The organism is Litorilituus sediminis (assembly GCF_004295665.1).
Lineage (GTDB): Bacteria > Pseudomonadota > Gammaproteobacteria > Enterobacterales > Alteromonadaceae > Colwellia > Colwellia sediminis.
Genome location: NZ_CP034759.1, coordinates 271,287 through 294,001, shown reverse-complemented (window position 1 = coordinate 294,001; position 22,715 = coordinate 271,287). Strand labels below are relative to the sequence as shown.

Below are 22,715 nucleotides of genomic sequence, written 5' to 3'. Positions count from 1 at the left end.
TCAGAAAATATTTACTTACAATAATAGTTAAACTTGCTCAATAAGATGCGCTCTTCTACCCTTAGTGAGAAATGCTCAAACATGCGCTATTTTTTAGCAAAGAAAACCTTGCCAAGACAATAACCATACTAGCTATAAGGCATTAATCTTTTTAAGTTGATCTATATCAAATTTAAACAGATGTAGCTATTGATTTAGATCATTGGCAAAGGGTAAAATTGCTTTGAAATGACACATTTAGCAACACTTATGTGACATATATCACCGCGCTAATGCGGTTTCACAAGAAATAGTATAAATTTTGTCCTGAAGCTTGATGTTTTTAGTTTAGCTTTAAAAAGAATTTATCTTTTTCTGACTAATAATAACACTGCGGAATCCATAACATGACTCAAAGTAATACGTCAGCAGTAGACTACAACTTCGATGTTGTTCGTCAGTTTACTGTGATGACTGTAATCTGGGGGATCGTTGGTACATTTGTAGGTGTACTAATCGCGGCTCAATTAATTTGGCCTGCGCTTAACTTTGATACACCTTGGTTAACCTACTCCCGTCTTCGTCCACTGCATACCAATGCAGTAATCTTTGCTTTTGGTACAAGTGCCTTATTTGCTACCTCTTATTACGTTGTTCAACGAACGTGTCAAACAACCTTGTTTGGCGGTAAGTTAGCTGCGTTTACTTTCTGGGGTTGGCAAGCGGTTATTCTTTCAGCTGCAATTTCACTGCCTTTAGGTTATACCACATCTAAAGAGTACGCTGAACTTGAATGGCCAATTGATATTTTAATCACCGTTGTTTGGGTAGCTTACGCTATTGTTTTCTTCGGCACGATTATCAAGCGTAAAACGTCACACATTTATGTTGCTAACTGGTTTTTTGGTGGCTTTATTATCACAGTTGCAGTATTGCACCTTGGTAACTCAATGGCTATCCCACTTTCAGGCATGAAATCATACTCACTCTACTCTGGTGCAATCGATGCTATGATGCAGTGGTGGTATGGTCATAACGCCGTAGGTTTCTTATTAACCGCTGGTTTCCTTGGTATGATGTACTACTTCGTACCGAAACAAGCAGAGCGTCCAGTTTACTCTTACCGTTTATCTATCGTTCACTTCTGGGCGTTAGTATCACTATACATTTGGGCTGGTCCTCACCACTTACACTACACAGCACTTCCTGATTGGGCTCAATCAGTAGGTATGGTAATGTCAGTTGTATTATTCCTTCCTTCATGGGGTGGTATGATCAACGGTATTATGACCTTATCTGGTGCTTGGCATAAACTTCGTCATGACCCTATTTTACGTTTCTTAATCGTTTCATTATCTTTCTACGGTATGTCTACCTTCGAAGGTCCTATGATGGCAATTAAGTCAGTAAATGCCTTATCTCACTATACTGACTGGACAGTTGGTCACGTACATTCAGGCGCACTAGGTTGGGTTGCTATGGTATCAATCGGTGCTTTATACCACTTGATTCCTGTACTATTTAACCAAGGCCGTATGTACAGCATTCGTTTAATTAACATTCACTTCTGGATGCACACTGCCGGTATCGTTTTATATATCGTTGCTATGTGGATTTCAGGTGTAATGCAAGGTTTAATGTGGCGTGCAGTTAACTCTGACGGTACTTTAACTTATAGCTTCGTTGAAAGTTTAACCGCATCTTACCCATTCTACTTCATTCGTTTCTTAGGTGGTGTGTTGGTTGTTGCCGGCTTTGTTTTAATGGCTTACAACATGTTTAAAACTATTGGCGCAAAAGACGGAAGTCTTAAGCCTGTAGATGCAGCATAAGGAGATCAACATGAAAAATTCACATGAAAAAGTTGAAAAGAATGTTGGCATGTTTTTCCTTGCAACCGTACTAGCGATTAGTATTGGTGGCTTAGTTGAAATAACCCCATTATTTTTCCAAAAAGAAACCACTGTTCCGGTTGATAATTTAAGACCATACACAGCCCTTGAAATGGAAGGTCGTGATATTTACATCCGTGAAGGTTGTAGCAACTGTCACAGCCAGATGATTCGTCCATTTAGAGCGGAAACTGAACGTTATGGTCACTACAGTGTTGCAGGTGAGCACGTATGGGAACACCCTTTCTTATGGGGCTCAAAACGTACTGGTCCTGATCTAGCACGTGTTGGCGGTCGTTACAGTGACGATTGGCATATTGCTCATTTAACAGATCCTCGCTCTGTTGTACCTGAGTCAAACATGCCTGCATACTCTTGGTTAAATGAAAACACCTTAGATGGTGAGCTAACGGGTAAGAAGTTAGCGACATTTAATTGGTTAACGCGTAATCGCTCTCATAAAGACGAGCAAGGTAACCCTATTCCGCTATACACTCAAGCTGAAATAGATGGTGCTAAGGACGCTGTTGCTGGCAAAACTGAAATGGAAGCCTTGGTTGCTTACTTGCAATCACTAGGCCATGCATTGAAGTAGCTCCTGATGGATTACGGAACACTTAGAGGGTTTTTTGCCCTCCTAATATTGGCGTTATTTATCATTATTGTGATTTGGTCCTATTCAAAAAAACGCAAAGCTTCATTTGATGAAGTAGCGAACTCAATTTTTGAAGAAGACAAAAAAGCAGATAAAGAACGCCATCTTGATAAAGATAGCAAACAGGAGACTAATAATAATGTCTAGTTTCTGGAATATATGGGTTTGGGTTCTTACCCTAGGCACACTAGTAGGATGTATTATTCTACTACGTTGGTGCTTAAAGAACTTTGCAGGTGTTAAAGAAGGCGAGTCAATGGGACACGAATTCGATGGCATCGAAGAATTAAACAATCCATTACCAAAATGGTGGAGTACTTTCTTCTTAGTGACTATCGTGTGGGCATTTGTTTATTTTGCCATGTACGGTTTAGGTAACTGGACCGGCGTTTTAGGCTGGAAAAGTTCTAACCAAGGTATTTTAAACATCGCTGAGTCAAAAGCTAAAACAGCTGAATACTTAAATAAAGATTCAGGTGTATTAGTACAGTATGACCGTGAAGTTGCCGCAGCTGACGCTAAATTTGGCCCTATTTTCGAAGCTTACGCTGCGCGTAGCATTGAAGATTTAGCCACTGATAGTGAAGCGTTAAAAGTGGGTCAACGTTTATTCATTCAAAACTGTGCACAATGTCACGGCTCTGATGCTCACGGTACAACTGGCTTCCCTAACCTAGCCGACAACGATTGGTTATACGGCGGTACACCAGAAGCAATCAAAGAAAGCATCATGAATGGCCGTAAAGCCTCAGGTATGATGGCTTGGAAAGATGCTTTAGGTGGCGAGCAAGGTGTTAAGGAAGTTGCAGCTTATGTTATTAGCCTAAGTGGTCGTTCAGTTGACCCGGAACTGGCAAAAGCTGGTCAAGCCAAATTTGCTATGTGTGCTGCTTGTCATGGTCCTGAAGGTCAAGGTAGTTTAGCGATGGGCTTACCACTTGGTGCACCTAACCTGACTGACAACATTTGGTTATACGGCGGTTCAAAACGTGCTATTGAAGAATCAATCCGTAATGGCCGTGCCGGTGTAATGCCTCCTTGGAAAGATATCCTAGGTGAAGAAAAAGTTCATATTATTTCGGCTTATGTTTATAGCTTGTCTCAAGACTAACTAAAACATCGTAATAATTAACTGTTAATAAAAGCCCTTGTTACTAATTGTAAACAAGGGCTTTTTTAATGCTTATTTCTTGGTAGCGTACTAGCTGTAAGCGAGCAAAAACAGTATAATAACGGCACTTTTATCCAGCACAAATTGACACAATTGGTATAACAACTTATGAAAACTTCATGGTATCGCGAGCCTTGGGCTTGGTTAGTATTTATTCTTCCTTTTACTGCGGTTGTTGCTGGTATTGCCACCTATATCATTGCCAATCACGAACCAGACACGCTTGTTGTTGGCGATTATTATAAAAAAGGTAAATCAATTAACTTAGAAGTGTCTAAAGTTAAAATGGCGCAAAAGCTAGGTATGCGTTTTGCGCTCAAGCTTGATAATAATGAACTTGTAATTAAGCCAACGGGTATCGAAAAAACCTTTCCATTACTCAATGTCAATTTCTTTCACCCTACCCTTGCTGAAAAAGATTTTTATATCGCTTTAACACCTGATGGTAATGGTCACTTTAGACACCAATTTGATCATGCAGTAACAGGTAAATGGAAAATCACCATCAGTCCGTTTGAAGATCACTGGAAAATTCACAATGCCATTGGCCTACCACAAAAAGATTTTATCGATTTAATTCCAGATCCAACCAAAGCTCAGTAGTTATTATGTCCATGTCCTGTTTTCACTGCCAAGAGCCAGTGCCTAATGGTATTTCATTATTTGTTAACATAAATGAAAAAGCGCAACCTATGTGTTGTGTAGGTTGTCAGGCGGTAGCACAAACCATAGTTGATAATGGCTTAACGCAATACTATCAAGTTCGTACTGAACCGGCGAATAAGGGTCAATCACTTATTCCTGAGCAGTTGCAAAAGAAAAAACTACTTGATGAAGAAGTCTTACAAAGTGAGTTTATTTATCAAACAGACCAGTATAAAGAGGCCATATTAACCGTTGATGGTATCAGTTGTGCAGCCTGTGCTTGGTTAATTGAAATGCAGATCAGTAAACTTGCTGGTGTGATCGATATTAGCGTCAATGCCACCTCACAAAGAGCCACGGTAAAATGGCATGACGATACGGTAATACTCAGTGATATTTTAATCGCGATTGAACATATCGGTTATCATGCCCTGCCTTTTAAAGCGAACGATGCAGAGATTCAAAATAAAAAGCACAGTAAAATATTTATTAAGCGCTTAGGCATCAGTGGCATTTTAATGATGCAAGTGATGATGATTGCCATTGGCCTATATTTTGGCGCTTTTGCCGATATGGCTGAGCACAATAAAGTCTACCTAAGGTGGACAAGTTTTTTATTAACCTTGCCTATTGTCAGTTATGGTGCCTTTCCTTTTTATACTGGCGCAATCAATGCGATAAAAGCCAAGCGGCTTTCCATGGACGTTCCTGTTTCTATTGCCATTATATTAGCCTTTAGTGCCAGTGGTTGGGCAACTATTTCTCAGCAAGGTGAAGTGTACTTTGAATCAGTTTCTATGTTCACTTTTCTTTTACTCATTGGTAAATTTTTAGAGTTTAGAGCTCGCTCAAGAGCAGCGCAAGTATCTGCTAATCTACTTAAATTAATGCCAATGACAGCAACTAAGCTGATAAACAATACACAGCAAGAAAATGCCAGCGAAGAGCAATTAATCGCAGCTAAGCAACTGGTTAAAGGCGATAGCGTTATCGTTAAGCCAGGTGAAGTAGTACCCGCTGATGGCATTATTATTTCAGGGCAAAGCCAACTGAATGAAGCCATGCTATCAGGAGAGCAGCGCCCTATAAGTAAAACTGAACAAGACAAAGTGTTCGCTGGTACAATTAATGGCGATGGTAATTTAATTGTTAAAGTTGATCAGCCTAGCAGTCAATCCTTTTTAAGCCAGTTAATACGCTTAAGCGAACACTCCCAAGCACATAAGCCTAAACTGGCTAAATTCTCAGACAAAGTCGCGCAATACTTTGTTGCTATTATCCTGGTTACTGCCATAGGCACCGCGCTGTATTGGCATCAACATCTACCAGAAGAAGCTTTTTGGATCACTCTATCGGTATTAGTTGCCACCTGCCCTTGTGCGTTATCGCTAGCAACACCAACTGCACTGACCTGCGCCACCACGCGGTTAAATCGAGAAGGTATTATGACAAAGTCTGCGCATGTGATGGAAACCATGCCACAAGTCAATTGTTTTGCCTTTGATAAAACCGGTACACTGACCACAGGTGAATTTTCTATCGCAGAAGTAACCCTAAGCGATTTCTCTCTCAGTAACGGTCTTAACGAAGACAAGGTGCTCGCCATTGCTGCAGCACTAGAGGCACACTCTGAGCACCCAATAGCTAAACCATTTACTAAGCATCGCGACTTTACTATTAACGCGCATCAGGTAGAAGTAATTTCAGGCCAAGGCGTGCTAGGAAATATTAACGAGCAAACATACCGCATAGGTAAACCTAACTGGCTGTTAAGCGAACAGGAAGGACATCATTATAAAGAATACTCGTGTGTACTGGTTAAAGTAGTTGAAAATAACCACAGCCAAGTAATCGCAAGCTTTAAGTTAGTTGATGAGATCAGAGATGATGCCGACAAAGTCATCGAACAATTGAATAAGTCTGCGACGACTATGTTGCTTTCAGGTGATAGCCAAATAGCCTGCGATAAAATTAAGCAAACAATCCCTCTGCACTCTGCACAAGGTGGCTTAACCGCTAGCGATAAAATGGAAATTATCCAAGCAAAACAAGCAAAAGAGCACCTCGTGGTGATGACCGGAGATGGCGTGAATGACTCTCCAGTGTTTGGCGCCGCGCATGTTTCTATCGCTATGGGCTGTGGCGCTGATATTGCCAAAAGCGGTGCTGACGTTATATTGCTGAATAATAAACTAACCAGTATTCTGACATTAGCTAAAGTAGCGAAGAAAACCCGAAAAATCATTTTTCAAAATTATCTCTGGGCGTTTGGTTACAATGCTATTGTACTACCGCTTGCAGTATGTGGCTTTATTACGCCCTATATGGCTGTTATCGGCATGTCAGCAAGTTCAATATTGGTTATCACCAACTCCCTGCGTTTACTTAAAAGGTAAGTAATCATGAGCATCATTTATATCTTAATCCCGATTGCAATTTTACTTACCGCCTTAGGTATTTATCTCTTTTTCTGGGCGGTAAAATCCGAGCAATTTGATGATTTAGAAAAACAAGGCATGAGTATCCTATTTGACGATAAAAAGGTTGACGATAAAAAAGGCTCTGAAAACAAGCAAGAGCAAGCTGAACAGACAAAAGATTACGGTAAAGAAGATAACCAGAGTCAATAATTGTGAGCCTAGATTTACTTTCAGCGTTTCTAATCGGCTTGGTTGGCTCAGGACATTGCCTTGGTATGTGTGGCGGTATCACCACCATGTTAACGTCTGCCATTACCACTAAAGCGGATAGCCAAGTTGGCAATATCTCTGTGCAAGTCACTCAAGCAAGACAAAAGCCTAAGCTCATTATTTGCTATCACTTTGGACGCATAGCATCTTACAGTTTAATTGGTGCTCTCGTTGGCTTTACTGGCTCAATTGCAGCGAAAAATATAGGTTTACCTATCGCTGGATTAAGACTTGTCGCAGCCGTATTTTTAATTCTACTTGGGCTGTATATTGGTCAATGGTTTATGTTATTAACACGTATCGAAGCCATTGGCGCCAAATTGTGGCGGAAAATATCACCTTTAGCCAATAAGGTCATTCCTGTTGATTCAGGCAAAAAAGCACTCACCTTAGGGGCGCTGTGGGGCTGGTTACCCTGTGGGCTAGTTTATTCAACCCTCACTTGGGCATTAGCCAGTGGTAACGCCCTAACAGGCGCTGGTATTATGTTACTGTTTGGCTTGGGCACCTTACCGGCCTTACTAGCACTCTCATTTAGCCTTGCTAGCATAAAAAATCTACTAGTCAAGCCAAAAACTAAACAATTTATGGCAATATTAGTTATAGCTTATGGTTTTTACAGTTTTTTTGTTGCATATCAATTAATGTTCTAATAACATTGCCTCATTACAGCGTTTTTTACATATTTGTGAGTAAATAAAAGCTATGCCCAATAAAAGTTGCCCAAGCCAACAACATATTCACTGTCAAAATTGTAGTATTAGTGAATTATGTTTACCTTTCTCCCTGAATGATAGTGAACTCAATTCCTTAGATGAAATTATTGATCGCAAACGCCCTATCCACAAAGGCGATAAGATCTTCCATGATGGCCAAGAATTACACTCATTATATGCAATTCGCTCAGGCACCTTTAAAACCTTTACCGTAAATGAACAAGGTGAAGAGCAAATTACTGGTTTTCATCTAGCAGGTGATTTACTGGGCTTTGACGCCATCGCAGAAAACGCTCACCCAAGCTTTGCCCAAGCGTTAGAAACCTCTATGGTATGTGAAATTCCTTATACCAACTTAGATAGCCTATCAAACACTATGCCTAAGCTTAAAAAGCAAGTATTACGTTTGATGAGTACTGAAATCAAAACAGATCAAGAAATGTTAACCTTGCTTAACAGAAAGAACGCCGAGCAGCGTGTGGCAACTTTCTTAGTCAGCTTAAGTGAACGTTACCGTGCTAGAGGTCTTTCAGCAACTGAATTTCGCTTAACCATGACTCGTAGTGATATTGGTAACTATATTGGTCTAACGGTTGAGACCATTAGTCGTCTACTTAATCGTTTTCATAAAAACGAGTTAATCAAAGTTGATGGTAAATTGATTACTATTTTAGACTTAGATGAACTGACTGATGTAGCAGCGCTCTAAGTTCAGCGCTTTTAGCTTAATAAAAATCCCATAAGTTACTCAATTATTTAATTAAGTAACTTATGGGATTTTTTTATCTCCGTTACAAAGTAAATTGATATAAAACAAGCATTAATCACACTATTTTGCTATAAAGTAATTAGACCAGTTAAACAGAATTGATAATTGCTTAAATAGAGGTTATTCATGGAAATGTATCAAAACATACTCGTTGTTGTCGACCCAACCACCAACGAACAGAAAGCCCTGAAAAGAGCCATTGAGTTGGCCAGTAAGATTAACGAAAACAGCGCAACGCCAACGAAAATTACCGCCTTCTTTAGTATCTTTGATTTCTCTTATGAAATGACCACAATCCTATCAAGCGGTGAACGCGACGCTATGCGTCAAATGGTCATAAAAGATAAACAACAATGGCTCGATGATATTATTGCTGAATTAGATTCAGGTATGGATATTAAAAGCCAAGTGGTTTGGCATAACCGACCATTTGAAGCCATCGTTAACCAAGTACTTGAGCATGGCTATGATTTAGTGATCAAAGGCACTCATCAGCACGATAAATTAAAATCAGTTGTTTTCACTCCTACTGACTGGCATATATTACGCAAGTGCCCTACGCCAGTGTTACTGGTTAAAGATCATGAGTGGCCGAAAAATGGCAATATCCTAGCAGCACTGAATGTTGGCAGCGATGAAGAAGAGCACTTATCTCTTAATAATGATATTACTGAACAAGCATCAGAGCTTGCTAAGCTTATTAAAGCGAACGTGCATCTAGTCAATTCATACCCGGGAACACCTGTTAACATTTCTATTGAAATTCCAGAATTTGACTCTTCAGAGTACAACAACGCCATGTTAAAGCATCATAAAGAAGCGATGGCTGCACATGCTAACAAATTTAATATTGATGTTAAAAACACCTATGTTGAAGAAGGCTTACCAGAGACAGTAATAGAGCAAGCCGCGCAACAAATTGACGCTGAGCTGGTTATATTAGGTACAATCGGCAGAACAGGTATTTCAGCAGCATTAATTGGCAATACCGCAGAGCATGTTATAGATCAGCTCAATTGCGATGTTTTAGCGCTAAAACCACAAGGCTATATATCGCCGCTTGATAATAGTTAAGCTGAACTCGATGTAAGAGATAAGTTACCAGCTATCATTTTCTTAAAGCCAAGCGATATGCTTGGCTTTTTCATTTCTACAAACTGAGTTTTTGTTGGGCTCTCATTGGTAATCCATTTATTTGCGCGTATAATGCGCACAAATTTTTAGTGCTTGCAGTATTAGCCATATGACAAATCCATCTGAAAACACATTAACACCGACACAAAAGACTCAATTAGCTAAGCTTGAAAAAAGACTTAGAGGGCATGTTGGCAAAGCCATTGCGCAATACAATATGATTGAAGACGGTGATAAAGTTATGGTTTGCCTTTCTGGTGGCAAAGACAGCTACGCCCTACTCGCTATCTTAATGTTGTTAAAAGAATCAGCACCAATTCACTTTGATATTGTCGCGGTCAACTTAGATCAAAAACAACCTGGTTTTCCTGAGCATATCTTACCTAATTACCTTGATAGCTTAGGTATAGATTACAAGGTGGTTGAAGAAGACACCTACGCTATCGTTAAAGATAAAATTCCTGAAGGTAAAACCACCTGTAGCTTATGCTCTCGTTTAAGACGCGCAGTGTTATATAGAACGGCAAAAGAGCTTGGCGCAACAAAAATTGCCTTAGGTCATCATAGAGATGACATGATTGAAACACTGATGTTAAATATGTTCTACGGTGGAAAAATGAAAGCCATGCCAGCTAAATTAGTATCAGACAATGGTGAACATGTTGTCATCAGGCCATTAGCATTTTGTAAGGAAAGCGAACTGATCCAATATGGTGAACTAAAAGCCTTTCCTATCATTCCGTGTAACTTGTGTGGCTCTCAACCAAACTTACAACGACAAAACATTAAACGTATGTTAAATGATTGGCATGAGCAATTTCCAGGACGAATTGAGTCTATGTTTACCGCAATGCAAAACGTGGTGCCGTCTCACTTATGCGATAGTGAACTATTTGACTTTAAATCCATTGATGCCACATCAGGTGTCATCAATGGTGGCGATTTAGCTTTTGATCAAGAAAGTTATGCCGCTACAAACACAGCAAATACCGAAACTACGCCAGATAATCAATTAAATATTGTTGAAGTACAATAATAACTATCGGCACTCGCTTAAACTTAAATTAGTCACTTAAATTAATCACTTAAGTGAGTGCTAGTATCCTCATAGGCAAAGAAGCGCTGATTGTGACGCAACATATCCGTAATATCTAACACATAATGAGCACCGCGCTCTGAATACGGTAATAAACCTGTCGCCAGAATTTCTGCATCAAGCGGTTGATTATGCGCTCTTAACTGCGAGCGAATACTTCTAAACACCATGTAGGCGTTATGTGTGTTGATATTTCGAAAATAACCCTTAACCGCATCATCTACGCTATCAAACGCAGCAACTTCATGTTTTGCCCCTTCGTTACGGCCATTGGGTACCATGCCGCACTTAGGTTGATAACACCAAATACCAAAAAAGTTTAAACCAATTCTCGCAAAACGTGAGGTTCCCCATGCTGATTCATTGGCAGCCTGTACCAATACAAGCGACTCAGGAATAATATCAACTCGCTCTAACAGCTCATCAATTTTCTGCAAGGTAGAACTATGTTTATTTACCCGATATCGTTTTGCCAACTTTGCCAATTCAGCTTGTTCTGTTTCAGTCAAACCAATCTCTAAAGTAATTTGCTCTAACCAATATTCTAACTTTTGACGAGTTTGCAATAATCGCTGGTTTTGTTTCGCCACAGCCGGTTGAATAAAATCAAAGAAACGCTTTTTCTTCGTTGCGATATCCCTAATCGAAGCAAAATCAGGCAATTTGACATCGTGAAGCGGCTTTTCTTTAATGGTTTTTGGCTTTTTAACCGCCACAGCCTTTTGCTCACTTTTTGCTAAATCTGAGGTAGTCGTTTTAAGTGGTGCTTTATATTCTGGCGGTGGCATAAAAGTAAATGGCGCAGCTAAGCCAACCAATAAAAAGCCTACTAATAAAACCTTAATTAATCCACGAATCTTCATATATATCTTCCGTTACTCAGCATACTATGACAGCAATTAAGCTGAAAAAGTGTCATCTGAATTCTGCTCATCCTTTTGAGTTTTCTTGATATTTTGACTGGCGTTTGCCGTATTTTCTATGACTTTTTCCGGGTTATTGGAAGCCACTTGAATACCGAAAATATCTCGGTATAAGATACCTTTAACATTGTAGTACCAAGGTGCTAAATACGTCATACCAAATAAAAAGATCACAACACCTACCGGCGCAATACTTGACTCAACTAACAGTGCCATAGGAAATAGCAAAGCCAAAAAGCACATAATTAGCACTAAATATAGCGTCATCAGTTGAAACCATTTAAACCGTAATGCCTGCACAGATATAACAATTGCTTTTACAGGAGATAACTGTTTTTCTACCACCAAAGGAATGGTCAATGACAATACCACAGCTAAAAATATTCCCGGTAAAATCAATAACTGTAAGCCTAAGCTAATTAACGATGAAGTAAGTAAGGCGCAAATTGCCACCCAACTACCACGTTTTAAAAATGAAAAAATCATACTCGGCTTGGTTTTCATGCCAATGGAGTGTAAAACCCCCATCATTTCAACACCTGCCATAAACGGCCAAATAACCACAGTGACTAAAATATTAAGGATCATACTCGCTTGTGGGTCTTGAAAAACGGCTTCTATACCACCTAAATAACCACTCGCAATATAAGATACCAGCATACCTAGAATAAGCGAAAAACCTAAGCCTAAATTAATCGAGACACGAGCCTTTAATGTTTGCTGCCAAGCTTGAGAGAGCACTTGCTTAGTATCAATTGCATAGTCGCCTTTTACTGCTTGCTCTATGCTACCACCTACTTGTACAACAGAAATTTTTTCTGACAAAGCTAAACCCTAATTCTATTACCTTTAAACTAATTGCATGAGATTATACAGTAATAACCGCCAAATTGCTCCTATACCAAAGCGTGTTAGTTTAAGTCACTAATAACCAACTGAATTGCAAGCAGCAATAAAACCGCTCCCATTAGTCTATCAACTAAATAGCCCTTTACTTGTAATAACGAGCGAACTTTTTCTTGGGTAAGTAAAAATGAAAGAAAAATAAACCAAGCGCCTGTGGCAATAACCATATAAAACCCATAGATCATTTTAATATCAATAGGCGTTTGCGGCGCGACCACCACTGAAAATAAGCTAACAAAAAACAATGTCGCTTTAATATTCAAACCGTTTATTAAAAATCCGGTTAAAAATGCTTTTTTAGCACTTGGTAGCAGTTCATTTTGAGCTAGTTTTTGACTTTCTTGGCTATCAAGTTTCTGTTGGCTTGGTTTCTTAGCACGAAGACCATGCCAAGCAATATAGCAAAAATAAGCCGCTGCTAAGTACTTTAACCCAGTGAGTAAACGTTCATCACTGGCAATAATAAGACCAATGCCGACCAGTGAATAAGTCACATGCAAAATAATACCTGCGGCAATACCTAAACTGGTATAAATAGCTATACGGCGATTATATCGAACGCTTTGTTTAATAATTATGGCAAAATCAGGCCCAGGGCTGGCAACAGCAAGAAAGTGCACACCTGCGATTAAAAAGAATTGTTCTAAGTACGACATAGCAAATAAATAGATAAGAATACAAAAATGGCTATAGTCTACCTAATTAATGCTAAATTGTCTGATAGCAAACAAATGAAAACACGCTTATATAGTATTAGCGTGTAAACTTTCTCGCTCAGCTGACAGTATATTACGATAGAACTGCCATAGCTCATCAAAACCATTAAAGCGGTATTTTTTACCATGATAAATAGTCGTCATTACTGTTCTCACCTTGATTAAACATAATACAAGTGTACAAAAACAAGCCAACTAATAACGTAAACTAAATGTAATATTGCGTGTTAAATGGTTTATACCAAGTGGAATAATGCTTTAGTCATCTCAGAGCTATGTCAGAGGAGAGAGAACAAGAAAGATATTGTGACAATATAGTTATTCTACATTGAGCAAGTCTGCCGCAGTTATCTTGCCTCTAACAAGCTCCCAAAGGGCGAGTTTAAAAGGCTGATATGCTGCGTTGCTGAACTCAACAAGGGAATAACCATTCTTTTCATTCAGCGCCTTGCCTCTCAGCCTTTTAATTCTCGCTGAGAGAGCAAATCATTATTTCACTTGGTATTACTCAATTCCCTTTTAACAGTTAAGTTTAACTGTGCTTATGGTGAATATTTTCAAGTATACGCTTAAAATATTCACTGCCTTTTTGTTGTGCTAAAGCAATATTATTTTCAGGAATTTCTTCCGGATTTTTATAAACCGATAATACTCGCGCCATACTCTCTTCACGAATAATATGAATAATGGGATATGGTGATCGGTTAGTATAATTACTGGCATCATCAAAGTCTTCGTCGGCAAAGCAATACTCTGGATGCATACTCGCTAGCTGAAAAACACCTTCAAAGCCCTGCGCTATCAGTAAATCATTGGCATTATCGACTAAATCTAAGTAGCTATTAAAATCCCGAAAGCCATCTTGATAAATAAGTAAAGTTGTCTCGATGCTGTTGTCATCAGCTAGCAACTGACATTGTTCAACAAACTCTAATAAAGCGGCTTTTTGTTTTTTATGGCTAGAAACGTGATAACAAATTGTGTTGTTAACGAATTCTTTTTTAGCAAATGGGCAAAAGTTCAAACCAATAATAATTTGCTGCAACCAAGCTTTGGTTGCAGCAACAACGTTATTTTCTTCACTGTGCATTAAGGAAAACCTATTTGGGTAATGATTTGCTTATTCTGATTGCTGAAGCTGCCACATGGTAGCATACAAGCCTTTTTGATTTAACAATGCTTGATGGTTACCTTGTTCGACAATTTCACCTTGTTGCATCACTATAATATTATCAGCATCAACAATAGTGGACAGCCGATGAGCAATAACGATACTGGTTCTATCTTTAGCAACTTCATTTATCGCTGATAAAATAGCTTGCTCTGATTGACTATCAAGCGATGAAGTGGCTTCATCAAAAATAAGAATAGAGGGATTTTTCAGTATAGTTCTAGCTATGGCTACCCGCTGCTTTTCACCACCTGATAGCTTAAGGCCGCGCTCACCTACGACGGTTTGCTCCTTTTGAGGTAAGCTGTCAATAAACTCGGTAAGGTGCGCCATTTCAATGGCTTGCTGCACAGCTTCTTTACTTGCGCTTGGGTTACCATATTGAATGTTAGCGAATAAGGTATCGTTAAATAACACAGTATCTTGTGGCACAATACCTATATGTTGGCGCAAAGATTGTTGGCTAACTTCTTTAATATTTTGGCCATCAACACGTATTTCTCCTTGAGTAACATCATAAAATCTAAATAATAATTTTACTAAGGTTGATTTACCTGAGCCACTTTTACCAACAATAGCCACCTTTTCACCGGCATTAACTTTAAAAGAAATATCTTTAATAATTTCCCTGTCTTGTTGATAATGAAAACTTAAACGCTTAGCTTCAATTTGCCCTTGTTTAATCACTAATTGTGCCGCATTTTCATCATCTTCAACCTTAGGTTTTCTATCAAGCAAGCCAAACATATTTTCTATGTTGGCTAACGAGCCTTTAATTTCACGATAGACAAAGCCTAAGAAATTAAGCGGCATAAAAAGTTGCATCATAAAAGCATTGATCAAAACAAAATCACCTAAGGTCATTTTTTCATGACTCACTTGATAAGCAGCAAGCGCCAACATAGACGTCATCGCCATCGCAATAATAAAGGCTTGTCCGCCATTTAAAGCAAACAAAGACAATCTGTTTTTAATTTTGGCCTGCTCCCATGTTGCCAACTGTTTGTCATAACTGTTAGCTTCATAATCTTCATTGGTGAAATATTTAACGGTTTCGTAGTTGAGTAAACTATCAATAGCGCGAGTATTACTTGATGAATCCGCTTGATTAGCCTCACGGACATAACGCGTTCTACGCTCTGTGGCGTACACAGAAAAAGCAACATAAGCTAAAATGGAAGCTAATGTTATCAGCGCGAATAAGATGCCGTAGTTAATAAACAATATGCTGATCACCATAATGATTTCTAATAATGTTGGCACAATATTAAATACCATAAAACGCATGAGAAAACTGATCCCAGACGTGCCTCTATCGATATCTCGCGACAAGCCGCCAGTTTGTCTATTTAAATGAAAATCAAGATCTAAACGATGTAAGTGTCGAAATACATTTAAACTAATACGCCTAATGGCACGCTCAGTAACGCGGCCAAATAAGGTATCCCTAATTTCAGCAAAAAGCACGATAGATAAACGAACTAAGCCATAAGCACCCACCAAGCCAAATGGCACAAGAATAGCAACACGCTTGCTTGCCTCAATATTTGCATTCGCATCTAAGGTGTCAACAATATCCTTTAAAATAAAGGGTAAATATACACTGGCTACTTTGGTTAAAACCAAACATAACATGGCAAAAAAGATACGCTTTTTAAACTCAAATAAATAAGGCAATATCAACTTAAAGGCGGACCAATTGATTGAGGTGACTTCTTGATCAGGATAACTACTGCGACGCATAAAAATCTATTAAATAGTTGTTAATGTTTATAATATTACCTTAGTATCGAACAAGAATAACTAGATTAGCTGAGAATTTATTTCTCTGCGGGCATAAACAGGGACTTTTACATGCATGATCATGAAATAATAATACTCACTGTACTTCTTATTTTTGTCTTTGGCTTAGTATCTAAAGTCGCTGAGAACTCCCCTATTTCTGCGCCCATGTTCTTTGTCTTTGTCGGTCTATTACTCAGCCCTTTAGGCTTAGGTATTTATCACCTTGATATTACTGAAACCGACTCAGGCATTATTAAACTGGTTGCAGAGTTAACCCTAGTTATTATCTTATTTGTTGATGCCTCTTTTATTCACTTAAAAAACCTAAGAGCTAGATTAGCTGGGTTACCAACTAGGCTACTTCTCATTGGTTTACCGCTGACAATGATCTTTGGCACCTTAGTCGCTATGGGTATGTTCCCTGAAACGAGTATTTGGTTGCTTGCCATGTTAGCGTTAATTTTATCTCCTACAGATGCAGCCCTAGGACAAGCCGTTGTTAAAAGTCCTGCTGTTCCCTGTAAAATAAGAGAGTCAATCAGCGCCGAAAGTGGTTTAAATGACGGTATTTCACTGCCGCCCATATTTGTTTGCCTTGCAGTTATCGCCAGTGGCGCAGGTCACATTTCTGAAGATGATCATTGGCTAACCTTTATGGCAATGCAGCTAACACTTGGCCCGCTTGTGGGTGCATTCGTTGGTCACTTTGGCGGTAAATTAATCCAGTACGCTCATGACAAGCAGTGGATGAACGAAGTATTTCAACGCTTAACCTGCCTTTCTATTGCCATTCTAGCCTATGCCTTTGCTGAGTCTGTTCATGGTAATGGTTTTATTGCAGCTTTTTGCGCGGGGTTATTTCTTGGAGTGCATAATGAGTTGGTCAGAGAAAGAATACAAGAATTTGGTGAAACAGAAGGCCAAATGCTTACCTTATTTGTCTTCTTAATTTTTGGTTTAGCCTTTGTGCCTACTTTAGCCCCTTATTGGGATTTAATGGCACTGTTCTACGCCTTATTAAGCTTAACAGTCATTAGAATAATACCTGTCTTTATCTGCCTCATTGGTAGTGGTTTGAATAACTACAGCAAGCTATTTATCGCTTGGTTTGGCCCTCGAGGGATTGCCTCGATTTTGTACTTACTTATAGCCATTGACCAAATCGGCAAACAAGGAAATGAAAAGGTATTTGCCATCATAGTTTTAACCGTACTACTTAGTACCTTTGCTCATGGCATGAGTGCCATAGCTATGAGCAACAAGTTTAAAACCTTAAAAAATTAGTTCATCAATTCGGGCTTAATAGCTTTACGGAAATGTTAAGCCCCTCATCTTCAAACGTAACTCATAAAAAATGAAATTTTTATGAGATAAACTAAATTAGGATAAAATCAGCGACGAAAATACACAGGCCAACTGAATTTTCACGCTTAAATGCTTTGTTATAACCGTTTTTCCATGCGTAAAAGATCCCAAACCTCTCCGTCGAAAGAGCGAGAGCCATTTTCATGCGATGTCACGGTAAAACCAAGCAATTCATAGCAATTTTTCGCAACTATGTTTTGTTCAAATACAGCCAACGATAATAAATTAGCACTGTATTTTTCTTTTGCTAGAGTAACCAACTGAGCAAGCATGTGCTTTGAAATACCCTTTCCGCGAAAGCTGTCTGAGACAAATACGCGGCAAATCCTAAAATGCGACTCTGACACTTTAAATAGCTCAACATAGCCAGCACTCTGACCTGAGACAACAAAGATAAAAGGGAACACTTGCACTTGAGAACAGTGTTTAGATATTTGCACTAAATCCAATGGAAACTCAAAGTTTGGACCACCCCATTGATAATTCAATTTATCCGAGTCAATCCAACTAATAAGCAGGTTATAGTCTTCCTTTTCAAATGCTCTAAGTTCCATTTTTCCTTCCTAAGGTTATAACGCCTCACTTAACCAGCGCAAAATAGCAGGCTAAAGTTAACGACGAGAGAGCACAAGCCAACTGAATGTGGCCAAGAATTAACAGTTTGTTATGTACGACGACCTTCTGAAACTATAACAGGTAAATCCATACAGCCATAGTCCAAACCAAATTGACTTAACACACATGTTAGTTGACCACGATGATGAGTTTGGTGGTTAAATAGATGCTGAGTGACATCTGCAACTGCCTTAGTTATTGAGTCGCCCTCTGTTGTTGTGTAAGTAATAAATTTTTCACAATCTTCTTCAGATAAATTAGCACAATAGTAATCGATTAAGTCATCTACTTGTACTCTTAAACTCGCAAGTTCAGGTAACTGATTGTGATAAATATCTTGACGGGATTTAGGTACTGGAAATTTATCAAAGTCTTTGATTTTCAGTTTCCCGATTTCATTTGAAGCTAAGCGACCTAATAAAATAAGATCCCCAAAAAGAATATGATTCCAATAACTAACTATATTAGGAAAAAAGACTTGGTTTCCTTCTCTGTAACGTCTATTGATAAAGCTAAGCAGCAATCCATCAATTACTTATTCATCCGCTTATTGTAAATCGACATCATCCTGAAATGATTAACCAGACTCAATTGGAACTCCTAAATACCAACGCCTTACTAATGGGCGTATAAATGCTTGGCTAAAATTAGCGAAGTATGAGCGCCAGCCAAGCCTTAGACGTCCCATTCCTAATTGACCTGTTAGGCTTTCCTTGGTGCAATTTCTTCGTGATTAAACAAATAACTTCTTAGACTTGAATTTAAACTCGTTGTTATTGTTAGCACTGCGATACCTATAGAACAAACGCTAAAAATCAACTGAGTATTATTATTAGTGACAGCTCCTAAACCACCACCAATTAATAAACCTAAAGGTAGCAACCCACTGGATATAGTCATTAAAAGGCTCATAACCCGACCACGAAACTCTGTTGGTGTGTTTTTTTGGAATAATGTTGTTGCCTGTAAATTAAAAATCCCTAAACTTAATCCCGAAATAAACAAACTAATTAATGCTATTTTTGGGGATATAGTCTGGCTAAATAACATTAGACTACATGAAAATAAAAGCATTGAAAGAAACATCACCATAGTTCTACGGTTTCCTCGTACATTAATAGTTGCTGATAGCCAGTACCCCAAAATACTTCCCAATGCCATTACAGCAAGTAAATAACCATACCAGTGAGCCTCTTCGAGTAATTGCCCTGTAACATAAAAAGGTAAAAGAAGCATAACTGGAGCAATGAAAAAATTTATCGATGAGGCGAATATCATCGTTTGTAGCATACCTTTACAACTGTTCACATAACTTAACCCGTCCATTAAATCAGCTTTATGCTGCTTATACTTATTGGCAATACCACTTATTTTTTTATGCTCTTTGGCATCATATTTGATAAATGATTCACTAAAAGCTGATATAAAATATGAAATAGCATCAAGTAGAAGTAAGATTGGTGCACCTAAAGCACGGTAAAGAATACCGCCCAAAGCTTGACCGATTATTGTAGTACATTGTGTAGTTGACTGAAAAAAAGCAACAGTTTTAGATAGCTTGTTACTTGTAACTAAATCAGGAATAAAAGCATCTACAGCTGGTTGAAAAAAAGCCTTTGATATTCCATTGACTATTGAGACTGTGGCAAACAGCATAACAATAATAAACTGACTTTCATATTCACCGAAAATCATTACCGATAGCAAAAGCACTGACATACCTCGAATAAGATCTGTAACTATGAGAATATTTTTTCGGGAGAATTGGTCTGCAATTACACCTGCAATTGGTCCGAATATAACACTGGGTAATATCGATAATGTTAATATAAGGCTCATTAAAAATGATGAGCCTGTATTTTCCATAAGCCAAAACATCATTGCTATGGTATAGGCTTGCATCCCGAGTTGACTTATTAGTTGTCCCTGCCACAAAAGAAAAATATTTTTATTCAAGAGGAAGCCTTTAAGGTGCAATACATACTGAAAGCCTAACGCCTTACTAATAAGCGCATAAATGCTTGGCTAAAATTAGCGACGAAGGAGCACAAGCCAAGCGTTTTGCGTCCTTTTGAGTAACTTGTTAGCAGTTCTACAAGCACTCATATTTTCCATCATTATCAACATATAAAACAGAAGTTAATCTCCAACAACCATCGATAACTTTCAAGTGGTATTCATAAGTAGACACAAAGTCATGAATATCTTTATGTTGAGAGTGAATTATTGCTTGGTTACCTTTTTTAGAACTTTCTACAATTTTTTCCTGCTCCAAGCTGTGCGTAGACTCTGAGCCAAATGCAACTCCCTGTGGGCTAAGTGTAGAGACGCAATACTTATCTATGAGCAGTTGATAATTATTTGTCGCATTTTTCATTCCATTGATTTTGTCATTTTTATAATTGGCACATGACTCGTTGTTCCATTTTTCGTAATCAGAAATAAATGACTTAACCAACTCTTCCGGTGTTTTCACGAAATACTCCATTATTCACATAGACTGCTAACGCCTCAATATGGGGCGCACAAAAGCATGGCTATACTTAGCGACGAAGGAGCGCAAGCCATGCGTTTTGCGTCCGACGGCCATGATGGCCTTGATACTTATTGAACCTTCTCCCCGAAGCTTAGCGTACAGCTAAACTTCAAGGCGACAAAACCAAAAGGAAAAAGCTCAATGAAATTCTACACCAAATTACATGATTTTTATTGTGGGATCGACCTACATGCGCGAATTCTTTATGTCTGCATCTTAAATCATCATGGTTAAAAGGTACTTCATCAAAAAATTAAAGCAGAGCAAACCTTACTAAATCAGCTTATAGCACCTTATCTTGGCAATATCGTTGTTGGTGTTGAATGTATGCACTGTTGGTACTGGGTCAGTGACTGGTGTGAACAACAGGACATTGATTTTGTCCTCGGTCATGCGCTTTATATGAAGGCGATTCATGGCGGTAAAGCTAAAAATGACAAAATTGATTCGTATAAAATTGCCTGCTTGCTTAGAGGGGGTAATTTCCCACTCGCATATAACTACCCACAAGCCATGCGCTCAACTCGAGACCTATTGCGCAGAAGAACTAAGTTAGTACGTCATGGTGCACAGCTTAAAGCGCATATTGTTAACACCAACAGTCAATACAATTACCCTGCACTTGAGTTGATCTGGTCAAGCTAGGCCGCACACTTTCTCCTTACACTTTCAAACTCGATTGGCGACATATCGTTTAAGGTCGTATGTAATCGAACTGAGTTATAGTATTTGATGTATTTTTCAACATCGATTTTCATGCTTTCTCTTGTTAAGTGATAAACATTTAATAGCCATTCATTTTTCAAGCTTCCGAAGAACCTTTCAACTACAGCATTATCTAAGCAAGCCCCACAACCACTCATGGATGGTGTAATTCGATTAGCCCATAGCTGAGCTCGATAGCGCTTGCTGGTATATTGTGAACCTCTATCGCTATGGAATATTAAGCCTGCTTTGGGTTGGCGTAGGTTAATTGCCATCTGCATAGCTCTCATTGTTAAATCAACGGTCATACGCTTACTTAAAGCCCAACCAATAATACGGCGAGAATGTAAATCCATTACTACAGCTAGATACATCCAGCCTTGGTGAGTTCTCAAGTAAGTAATATCACCAGCCCACGTTTGGTTAGCGCTAGCTGGATTAAACTTACGCTTAAGCAAATTATCTGCAATAGCATGACTATGCTTTCGCATGGTCGTCACTTTGTAAGCTACTCGTTGTTTTACTTGTAAGCTGAGTAACTTCATCAAACTTTTTACTCGGAAAATTCCAATATTAAAACCTTCTTTGCGTAGCAGCTTCATCAAGGTTCTGGCACCAGCACTGCTTCGGCTATCATCAAATAGTCGCTTTATACGACGATATAGTCTTAGCTCATCTGGTGTGATGATTTTAGCTGGCCGCTTAAGCCAAGCGTAATAGGCTGAGCGACTCACTTTTAAAACATTACATAGCGCACTGATTGGAAAGCGCCATTGCTGCTCTTTAATATATTCGAACTTTACTTCATTTCTTTCGCAAAGAAGGCGCTGGCTTTTTTTAGGATTTCACGCTCCATTAGCAAGCGTTTGTTTTCTTTTCTAAGCTTAACCAGCTCAGCTCTTTCATCTTTACTTAATGTTTCGCCTGAAGCTTGCTTAGCAAATTTATCTTTCCAGTTATAAAGCAGCTTCGTTGTAATGCCTAACGAGTTAGCAGCTTCGGTTACGCTATAACCTTGTTCTGTAACGAGCTTTACAGCTTCTTCTCTGAACTCATCTGTATATTTTCTTGGTTTTCTTCTTTGCGTCATTTTCACACCTTTATTGTTGGATTAATTATCCTTCATAAAAGTGTGCGGTGCTATTAAATCAGATCAGAGTTGCACATGAAAAATCGTTTACACCTTGGCTGAGCCTGAAACTAACTGAACATAGCTGATAGGCTATGAATCATTCGCTTGAATAGT

22 protein-coding genes and 1 pseudogene are annotated in these 22,715 nt (G+C 38.7%); 13 read left to right on the top strand and 10 right to left on the bottom strand.

Annotation, left to right across the window (positions count from 1 at the left end; translation table 11 throughout):
- Positions 1 to 386: 386 nt before the first annotated feature.
- The 11 genes from ccoN to ttcA all read left to right on the top strand — a co-directional run bounded on the left by ccoN (position 387) and on the right by ttcA (position 10,687).
- Positions 387 to 1,811, top strand: coding sequence for a cytochrome-c oxidase, cbb3-type subunit I (gene ccoN, locus EMK97_RS01340; protein WP_130598717.1), 1,425 nt, complete (start codon positions 387 to 389; stop codon positions 1,809 to 1,811).
- 10 nt (positions 1,812 to 1,821) lie between these two features.
- Entirely contained in the window at positions 1,822 to 2,466 is a 645-nt protein-coding gene (gene ccoO / locus EMK97_RS01335; RefSeq protein ID WP_130598715.1) for a cytochrome-c oxidase, cbb3-type subunit II, read from the top strand.
- A gap of 6 nt (positions 2,467 to 2,472) precedes the next feature.
- The gene (locus EMK97_RS01330; RefSeq protein WP_130598713.1) at positions 2,473 to 2,673 is read left to right on the top strand and encodes a cbb3-type cytochrome oxidase subunit 3; all 201 of its coding nucleotides are present in this window, start codon (positions 2,473 to 2,475) and stop codon (positions 2,671 to 2,673) included.
- Positions 2,666 to 3,637, top strand: a complete 972-nt coding sequence (gene ccoP, locus EMK97_RS01325) for a cytochrome-c oxidase, cbb3-type subunit III (RefSeq protein ID WP_130598711.1) — start codon at positions 2,666 to 2,668, stop codon at positions 3,635 to 3,637. Before EMK97_RS01330 ends, ccoP begins: the two co-directional genes overlap by 8 nt.
- Before the next feature lie 168 nt (positions 3,638 to 3,805).
- Positions 3,806 to 4,300 (top strand): FixH family protein, encoded by a 495-nt coding sequence (locus EMK97_RS01320; RefSeq protein WP_130598709.1) that lies wholly within the window; start codon positions 3,806 to 3,808, stop codon positions 4,298 to 4,300.
- Between the two features lie 5 nt (positions 4,301 to 4,305).
- The gene (locus EMK97_RS01315; RefSeq protein WP_130598707.1) at positions 4,306 to 6,738 is read left to right on the top strand and encodes a heavy metal translocating P-type ATPase; all 2,433 of its coding nucleotides are present in this window, start codon (positions 4,306 to 4,308) and stop codon (positions 6,736 to 6,738) included.
- 6 nt (positions 6,739 to 6,744) lie between these two features.
- Complete coding sequence (gene ccoS, locus EMK97_RS01310) at positions 6,745 to 6,972, top strand: cbb3-type cytochrome oxidase assembly protein CcoS (protein WP_130598705.1); 228 nt, start codon at positions 6,745 to 6,747, stop codon at positions 6,970 to 6,972.
- 2 nt (positions 6,973 to 6,974) lie between these two features.
- Entirely contained in the window at positions 6,975 to 7,685 is a 711-nt protein-coding gene (locus tag EMK97_RS01305; protein WP_130598703.1) for a sulfite exporter TauE/SafE family protein, read from the top strand.
- Positions 7,686 to 7,737: 52 nt separating this feature from the next.
- On the top strand, positions 7,738 to 8,457 hold the full coding sequence (fnr, locus tag EMK97_RS01300) for a fumarate/nitrate reduction transcriptional regulator Fnr (RefSeq protein WP_130598701.1): 720 nt from the start codon (positions 7,738 to 7,740) through the stop codon (positions 8,455 to 8,457).
- Between the two features lie 186 nt (positions 8,458 to 8,643).
- Positions 8,644 to 9,591 (top strand): universal stress protein UspE, encoded by a 948-nt coding sequence (uspE, locus tag EMK97_RS01295; RefSeq protein WP_130598699.1) that lies wholly within the window; start codon positions 8,644 to 8,646, stop codon positions 9,589 to 9,591.
- A gap of 169 nt (positions 9,592 to 9,760) precedes the next feature.
- The gene (ttcA, locus tag EMK97_RS01290; protein ID WP_130598697.1) at positions 9,761 to 10,687 is read left to right on the top strand and encodes a tRNA 2-thiocytidine(32) synthetase TtcA; all 927 of its coding nucleotides are present in this window, start codon (positions 9,761 to 9,763) and stop codon (positions 10,685 to 10,687) included.
- A 41-nt stretch (positions 10,688 to 10,728) separates the two neighbouring features.
- Here ttcA and EMK97_RS01285 read toward each other — a convergent pair whose 3' ends face one another.
- The 5 genes from EMK97_RS01285 to EMK97_RS01265 form a co-directional block, all read right to left on the bottom strand.
- Positions 10,729 to 11,610, bottom strand: coding sequence for a glucosaminidase domain-containing protein (locus tag EMK97_RS01285; protein WP_130598695.1), 882 nt, complete (start codon positions 11,608 to 11,610; stop codon positions 10,729 to 10,731).
- Positions 11,611 to 11,646: 36 nt separating this feature from the next.
- Positions 11,647 to 12,495 (bottom strand): YciC family protein, encoded by an 849-nt coding sequence (locus EMK97_RS01280; RefSeq protein WP_130598693.1) that lies wholly within the window; start codon positions 12,493 to 12,495, stop codon positions 11,647 to 11,649.
- An 86-nt stretch (positions 12,496 to 12,581) separates the two neighbouring features.
- Entirely contained in the window at positions 12,582 to 13,232 is a 651-nt protein-coding gene (locus EMK97_RS01275) for a LysE family translocator (RefSeq protein WP_130598691.1), read from the bottom strand.
- Positions 13,233 to 13,824: 592 nt separating this feature from the next.
- The gene (locus EMK97_RS01270; RefSeq protein ID WP_130598689.1) at positions 13,825 to 14,382 is read right to left on the bottom strand and encodes a DUF1415 domain-containing protein; all 558 of its coding nucleotides are present in this window, start codon (positions 14,380 to 14,382) and stop codon (positions 13,825 to 13,827) included.
- Positions 14,383 to 14,412: 30 nt separating this feature from the next.
- On the bottom strand, positions 14,413 to 16,206 hold the full coding sequence (locus EMK97_RS01265) for an ABCB family ABC transporter ATP-binding protein/permease (RefSeq protein WP_130598687.1): 1,794 nt from the start codon (positions 16,204 to 16,206) through the stop codon (positions 14,413 to 14,415).
- A 111-nt stretch (positions 16,207 to 16,317) separates the two neighbouring features.
- On the opposite strand from EMK97_RS01265, the gene EMK97_RS01260 reads away from it, so the two are divergent.
- The gene (locus EMK97_RS01260) at positions 16,318 to 17,532 is read left to right on the top strand and encodes a cation:proton antiporter (RefSeq protein ID WP_130598685.1); all 1,215 of its coding nucleotides are present in this window, start codon (positions 16,318 to 16,320) and stop codon (positions 17,530 to 17,532) included.
- Between the two features lie 158 nt (positions 17,533 to 17,690).
- Here the strand turns inward: EMK97_RS01260 and EMK97_RS01255 are convergent, their stop codons facing one another.
- The 4 genes from EMK97_RS01255 to EMK97_RS01240 all read right to left on the bottom strand — a co-directional run bounded on the left by EMK97_RS01255 (position 17,691) and on the right by EMK97_RS01240 (position 20,704).
- The gene (locus EMK97_RS01255) at positions 17,691 to 18,167 is read right to left on the bottom strand and encodes a GNAT family N-acetyltransferase (protein WP_130598683.1); all 477 of its coding nucleotides are present in this window, start codon (positions 18,165 to 18,167) and stop codon (positions 17,691 to 17,693) included.
- A gap of 110 nt (positions 18,168 to 18,277) precedes the next feature.
- On the bottom strand, positions 18,278 to 18,751 hold the full coding sequence (locus EMK97_RS01250; protein WP_170176704.1) for a DinB family protein: 474 nt from the start codon (positions 18,749 to 18,751) through the stop codon (positions 18,278 to 18,280).
- Positions 18,752 to 18,930: 179 nt separating this feature from the next.
- Positions 18,931 to 20,184 (bottom strand): MFS transporter, encoded by a 1,254-nt coding sequence (locus EMK97_RS01245; RefSeq protein WP_170176703.1) that lies wholly within the window; start codon positions 20,182 to 20,184, stop codon positions 18,931 to 18,933.
- 136 nt (positions 20,185 to 20,320) lie between these two features.
- Positions 20,321 to 20,704, bottom strand: coding sequence for an NTF2 fold immunity protein (locus EMK97_RS01240; protein ID WP_170176702.1), 384 nt, complete (start codon positions 20,702 to 20,704; stop codon positions 20,321 to 20,323).
- 201 nt (positions 20,705 to 20,905) lie between these two features.
- Between EMK97_RS01240 and EMK97_RS01235 the strand changes: the two are divergent.
- Positions 20,906 to 21,394, top strand: a pseudogene (locus EMK97_RS01235) (IS110 family transposase); the annotation flags it as partial.
- Between the two features lie 11 nt (positions 21,395 to 21,405).
- On the opposite strand, the gene EMK97_RS01230 reads toward EMK97_RS01235, so the two are convergent.
- Positions 21,406 to 22,559, bottom strand: a protein-coding gene (locus EMK97_RS01230; RefSeq protein ID WP_130598651.1) for an IS3 family transposase whose coding sequence is annotated in 2 segments (ribosomal slippage) — positions 21,406 to 22,301 and positions 22,301 to 22,559 — 1,155 coding nt in all. Because the reading frame shifts where the segments join, the coding sequence is not laid out codon by codon here.
- Positions 22,560 to 22,715: the final 156 nt, after the last annotated feature.

What these genes read in the sequence shown, in the direction of transcription:
- ccoN (WP_130598717.1), top strand. Translation starts at nt 387, where the DNA reads ATGACTCAAAGTAATACGTCAGCAGTAGACTACAACTTCGATGTTGTT.
- ccoO (WP_130598715.1), top strand. Translation starts at nt 1,822, where the DNA reads ATGAAAAATTCACATGAAAAAGTTGAAAAGAATGTTGGCATGTTTTTC.
- EMK97_RS01330 (WP_130598713.1), top strand. Translation starts at nt 2,473, where the DNA reads ATGGATTACGGAACACTTAGAGGGTTTTTTGCCCTCCTAATATTGGCG.
- ccoP (WP_130598711.1), top strand. Translation starts at nt 2,666, where the DNA reads ATGTCTAGTTTCTGGAATATATGGGTTTGGGTTCTTACCCTAGGCACA.
- EMK97_RS01320 (WP_130598709.1), top strand. Translation starts at nt 3,806, where the DNA reads ATGAAAACTTCATGGTATCGCGAGCCTTGGGCTTGGTTAGTATTTATT.
- EMK97_RS01315 (WP_130598707.1), top strand. Translation starts at nt 4,306, where the DNA reads ATGTCCATGTCCTGTTTTCACTGCCAAGAGCCAGTGCCTAATGGTATT.
- ccoS (WP_130598705.1), top strand. Translation starts at nt 6,745, where the DNA reads ATGAGCATCATTTATATCTTAATCCCGATTGCAATTTTACTTACCGCC.
- fnr (WP_130598701.1), top strand. Translation starts at nt 7,738, where the DNA reads ATGCCCAATAAAAGTTGCCCAAGCCAACAACATATTCACTGTCAAAAT.
- uspE (WP_130598699.1), top strand. Translation starts at nt 8,644, where the DNA reads ATGGAAATGTATCAAAACATACTCGTTGTTGTCGACCCAACCACCAAC.
- ttcA (WP_130598697.1), top strand. Translation starts at nt 9,761, where the DNA reads ATGACAAATCCATCTGAAAACACATTAACACCGACACAAAAGACTCAA.
- EMK97_RS01285 (WP_130598695.1), bottom strand. Translation starts at nt 11,610, where the DNA reads ATGAAGATTCGTGGATTAATTAAGGTTTTATTAGTAGGCTTTTTATTG.
- EMK97_RS01275 (WP_130598691.1), bottom strand. Translation starts at nt 13,232, where the DNA reads ATGTCGTACTTAGAACAATTCTTTTTAATCGCAGGTGTGCACTTTCTT.
- EMK97_RS01270 (WP_130598689.1), bottom strand. Translation starts at nt 14,382, where the DNA reads ATGCACAGTGAAGAAAATAACGTTGTTGCTGCAACCAAAGCTTGGTTG.
- EMK97_RS01265 (WP_130598687.1), bottom strand. Translation starts at nt 16,206, where the DNA reads ATGCGTCGCAGTAGTTATCCTGATCAAGAAGTCACCTCAATCAATTGG.
- EMK97_RS01260 (WP_130598685.1), top strand. Translation starts at nt 16,318, where the DNA reads ATGCATGATCATGAAATAATAATACTCACTGTACTTCTTATTTTTGTC.
- EMK97_RS01255 (WP_130598683.1), bottom strand. Translation starts at nt 18,167, where the DNA reads ATGGAACTTAGAGCATTTGAAAAGGAAGACTATAACCTGCTTATTAGT.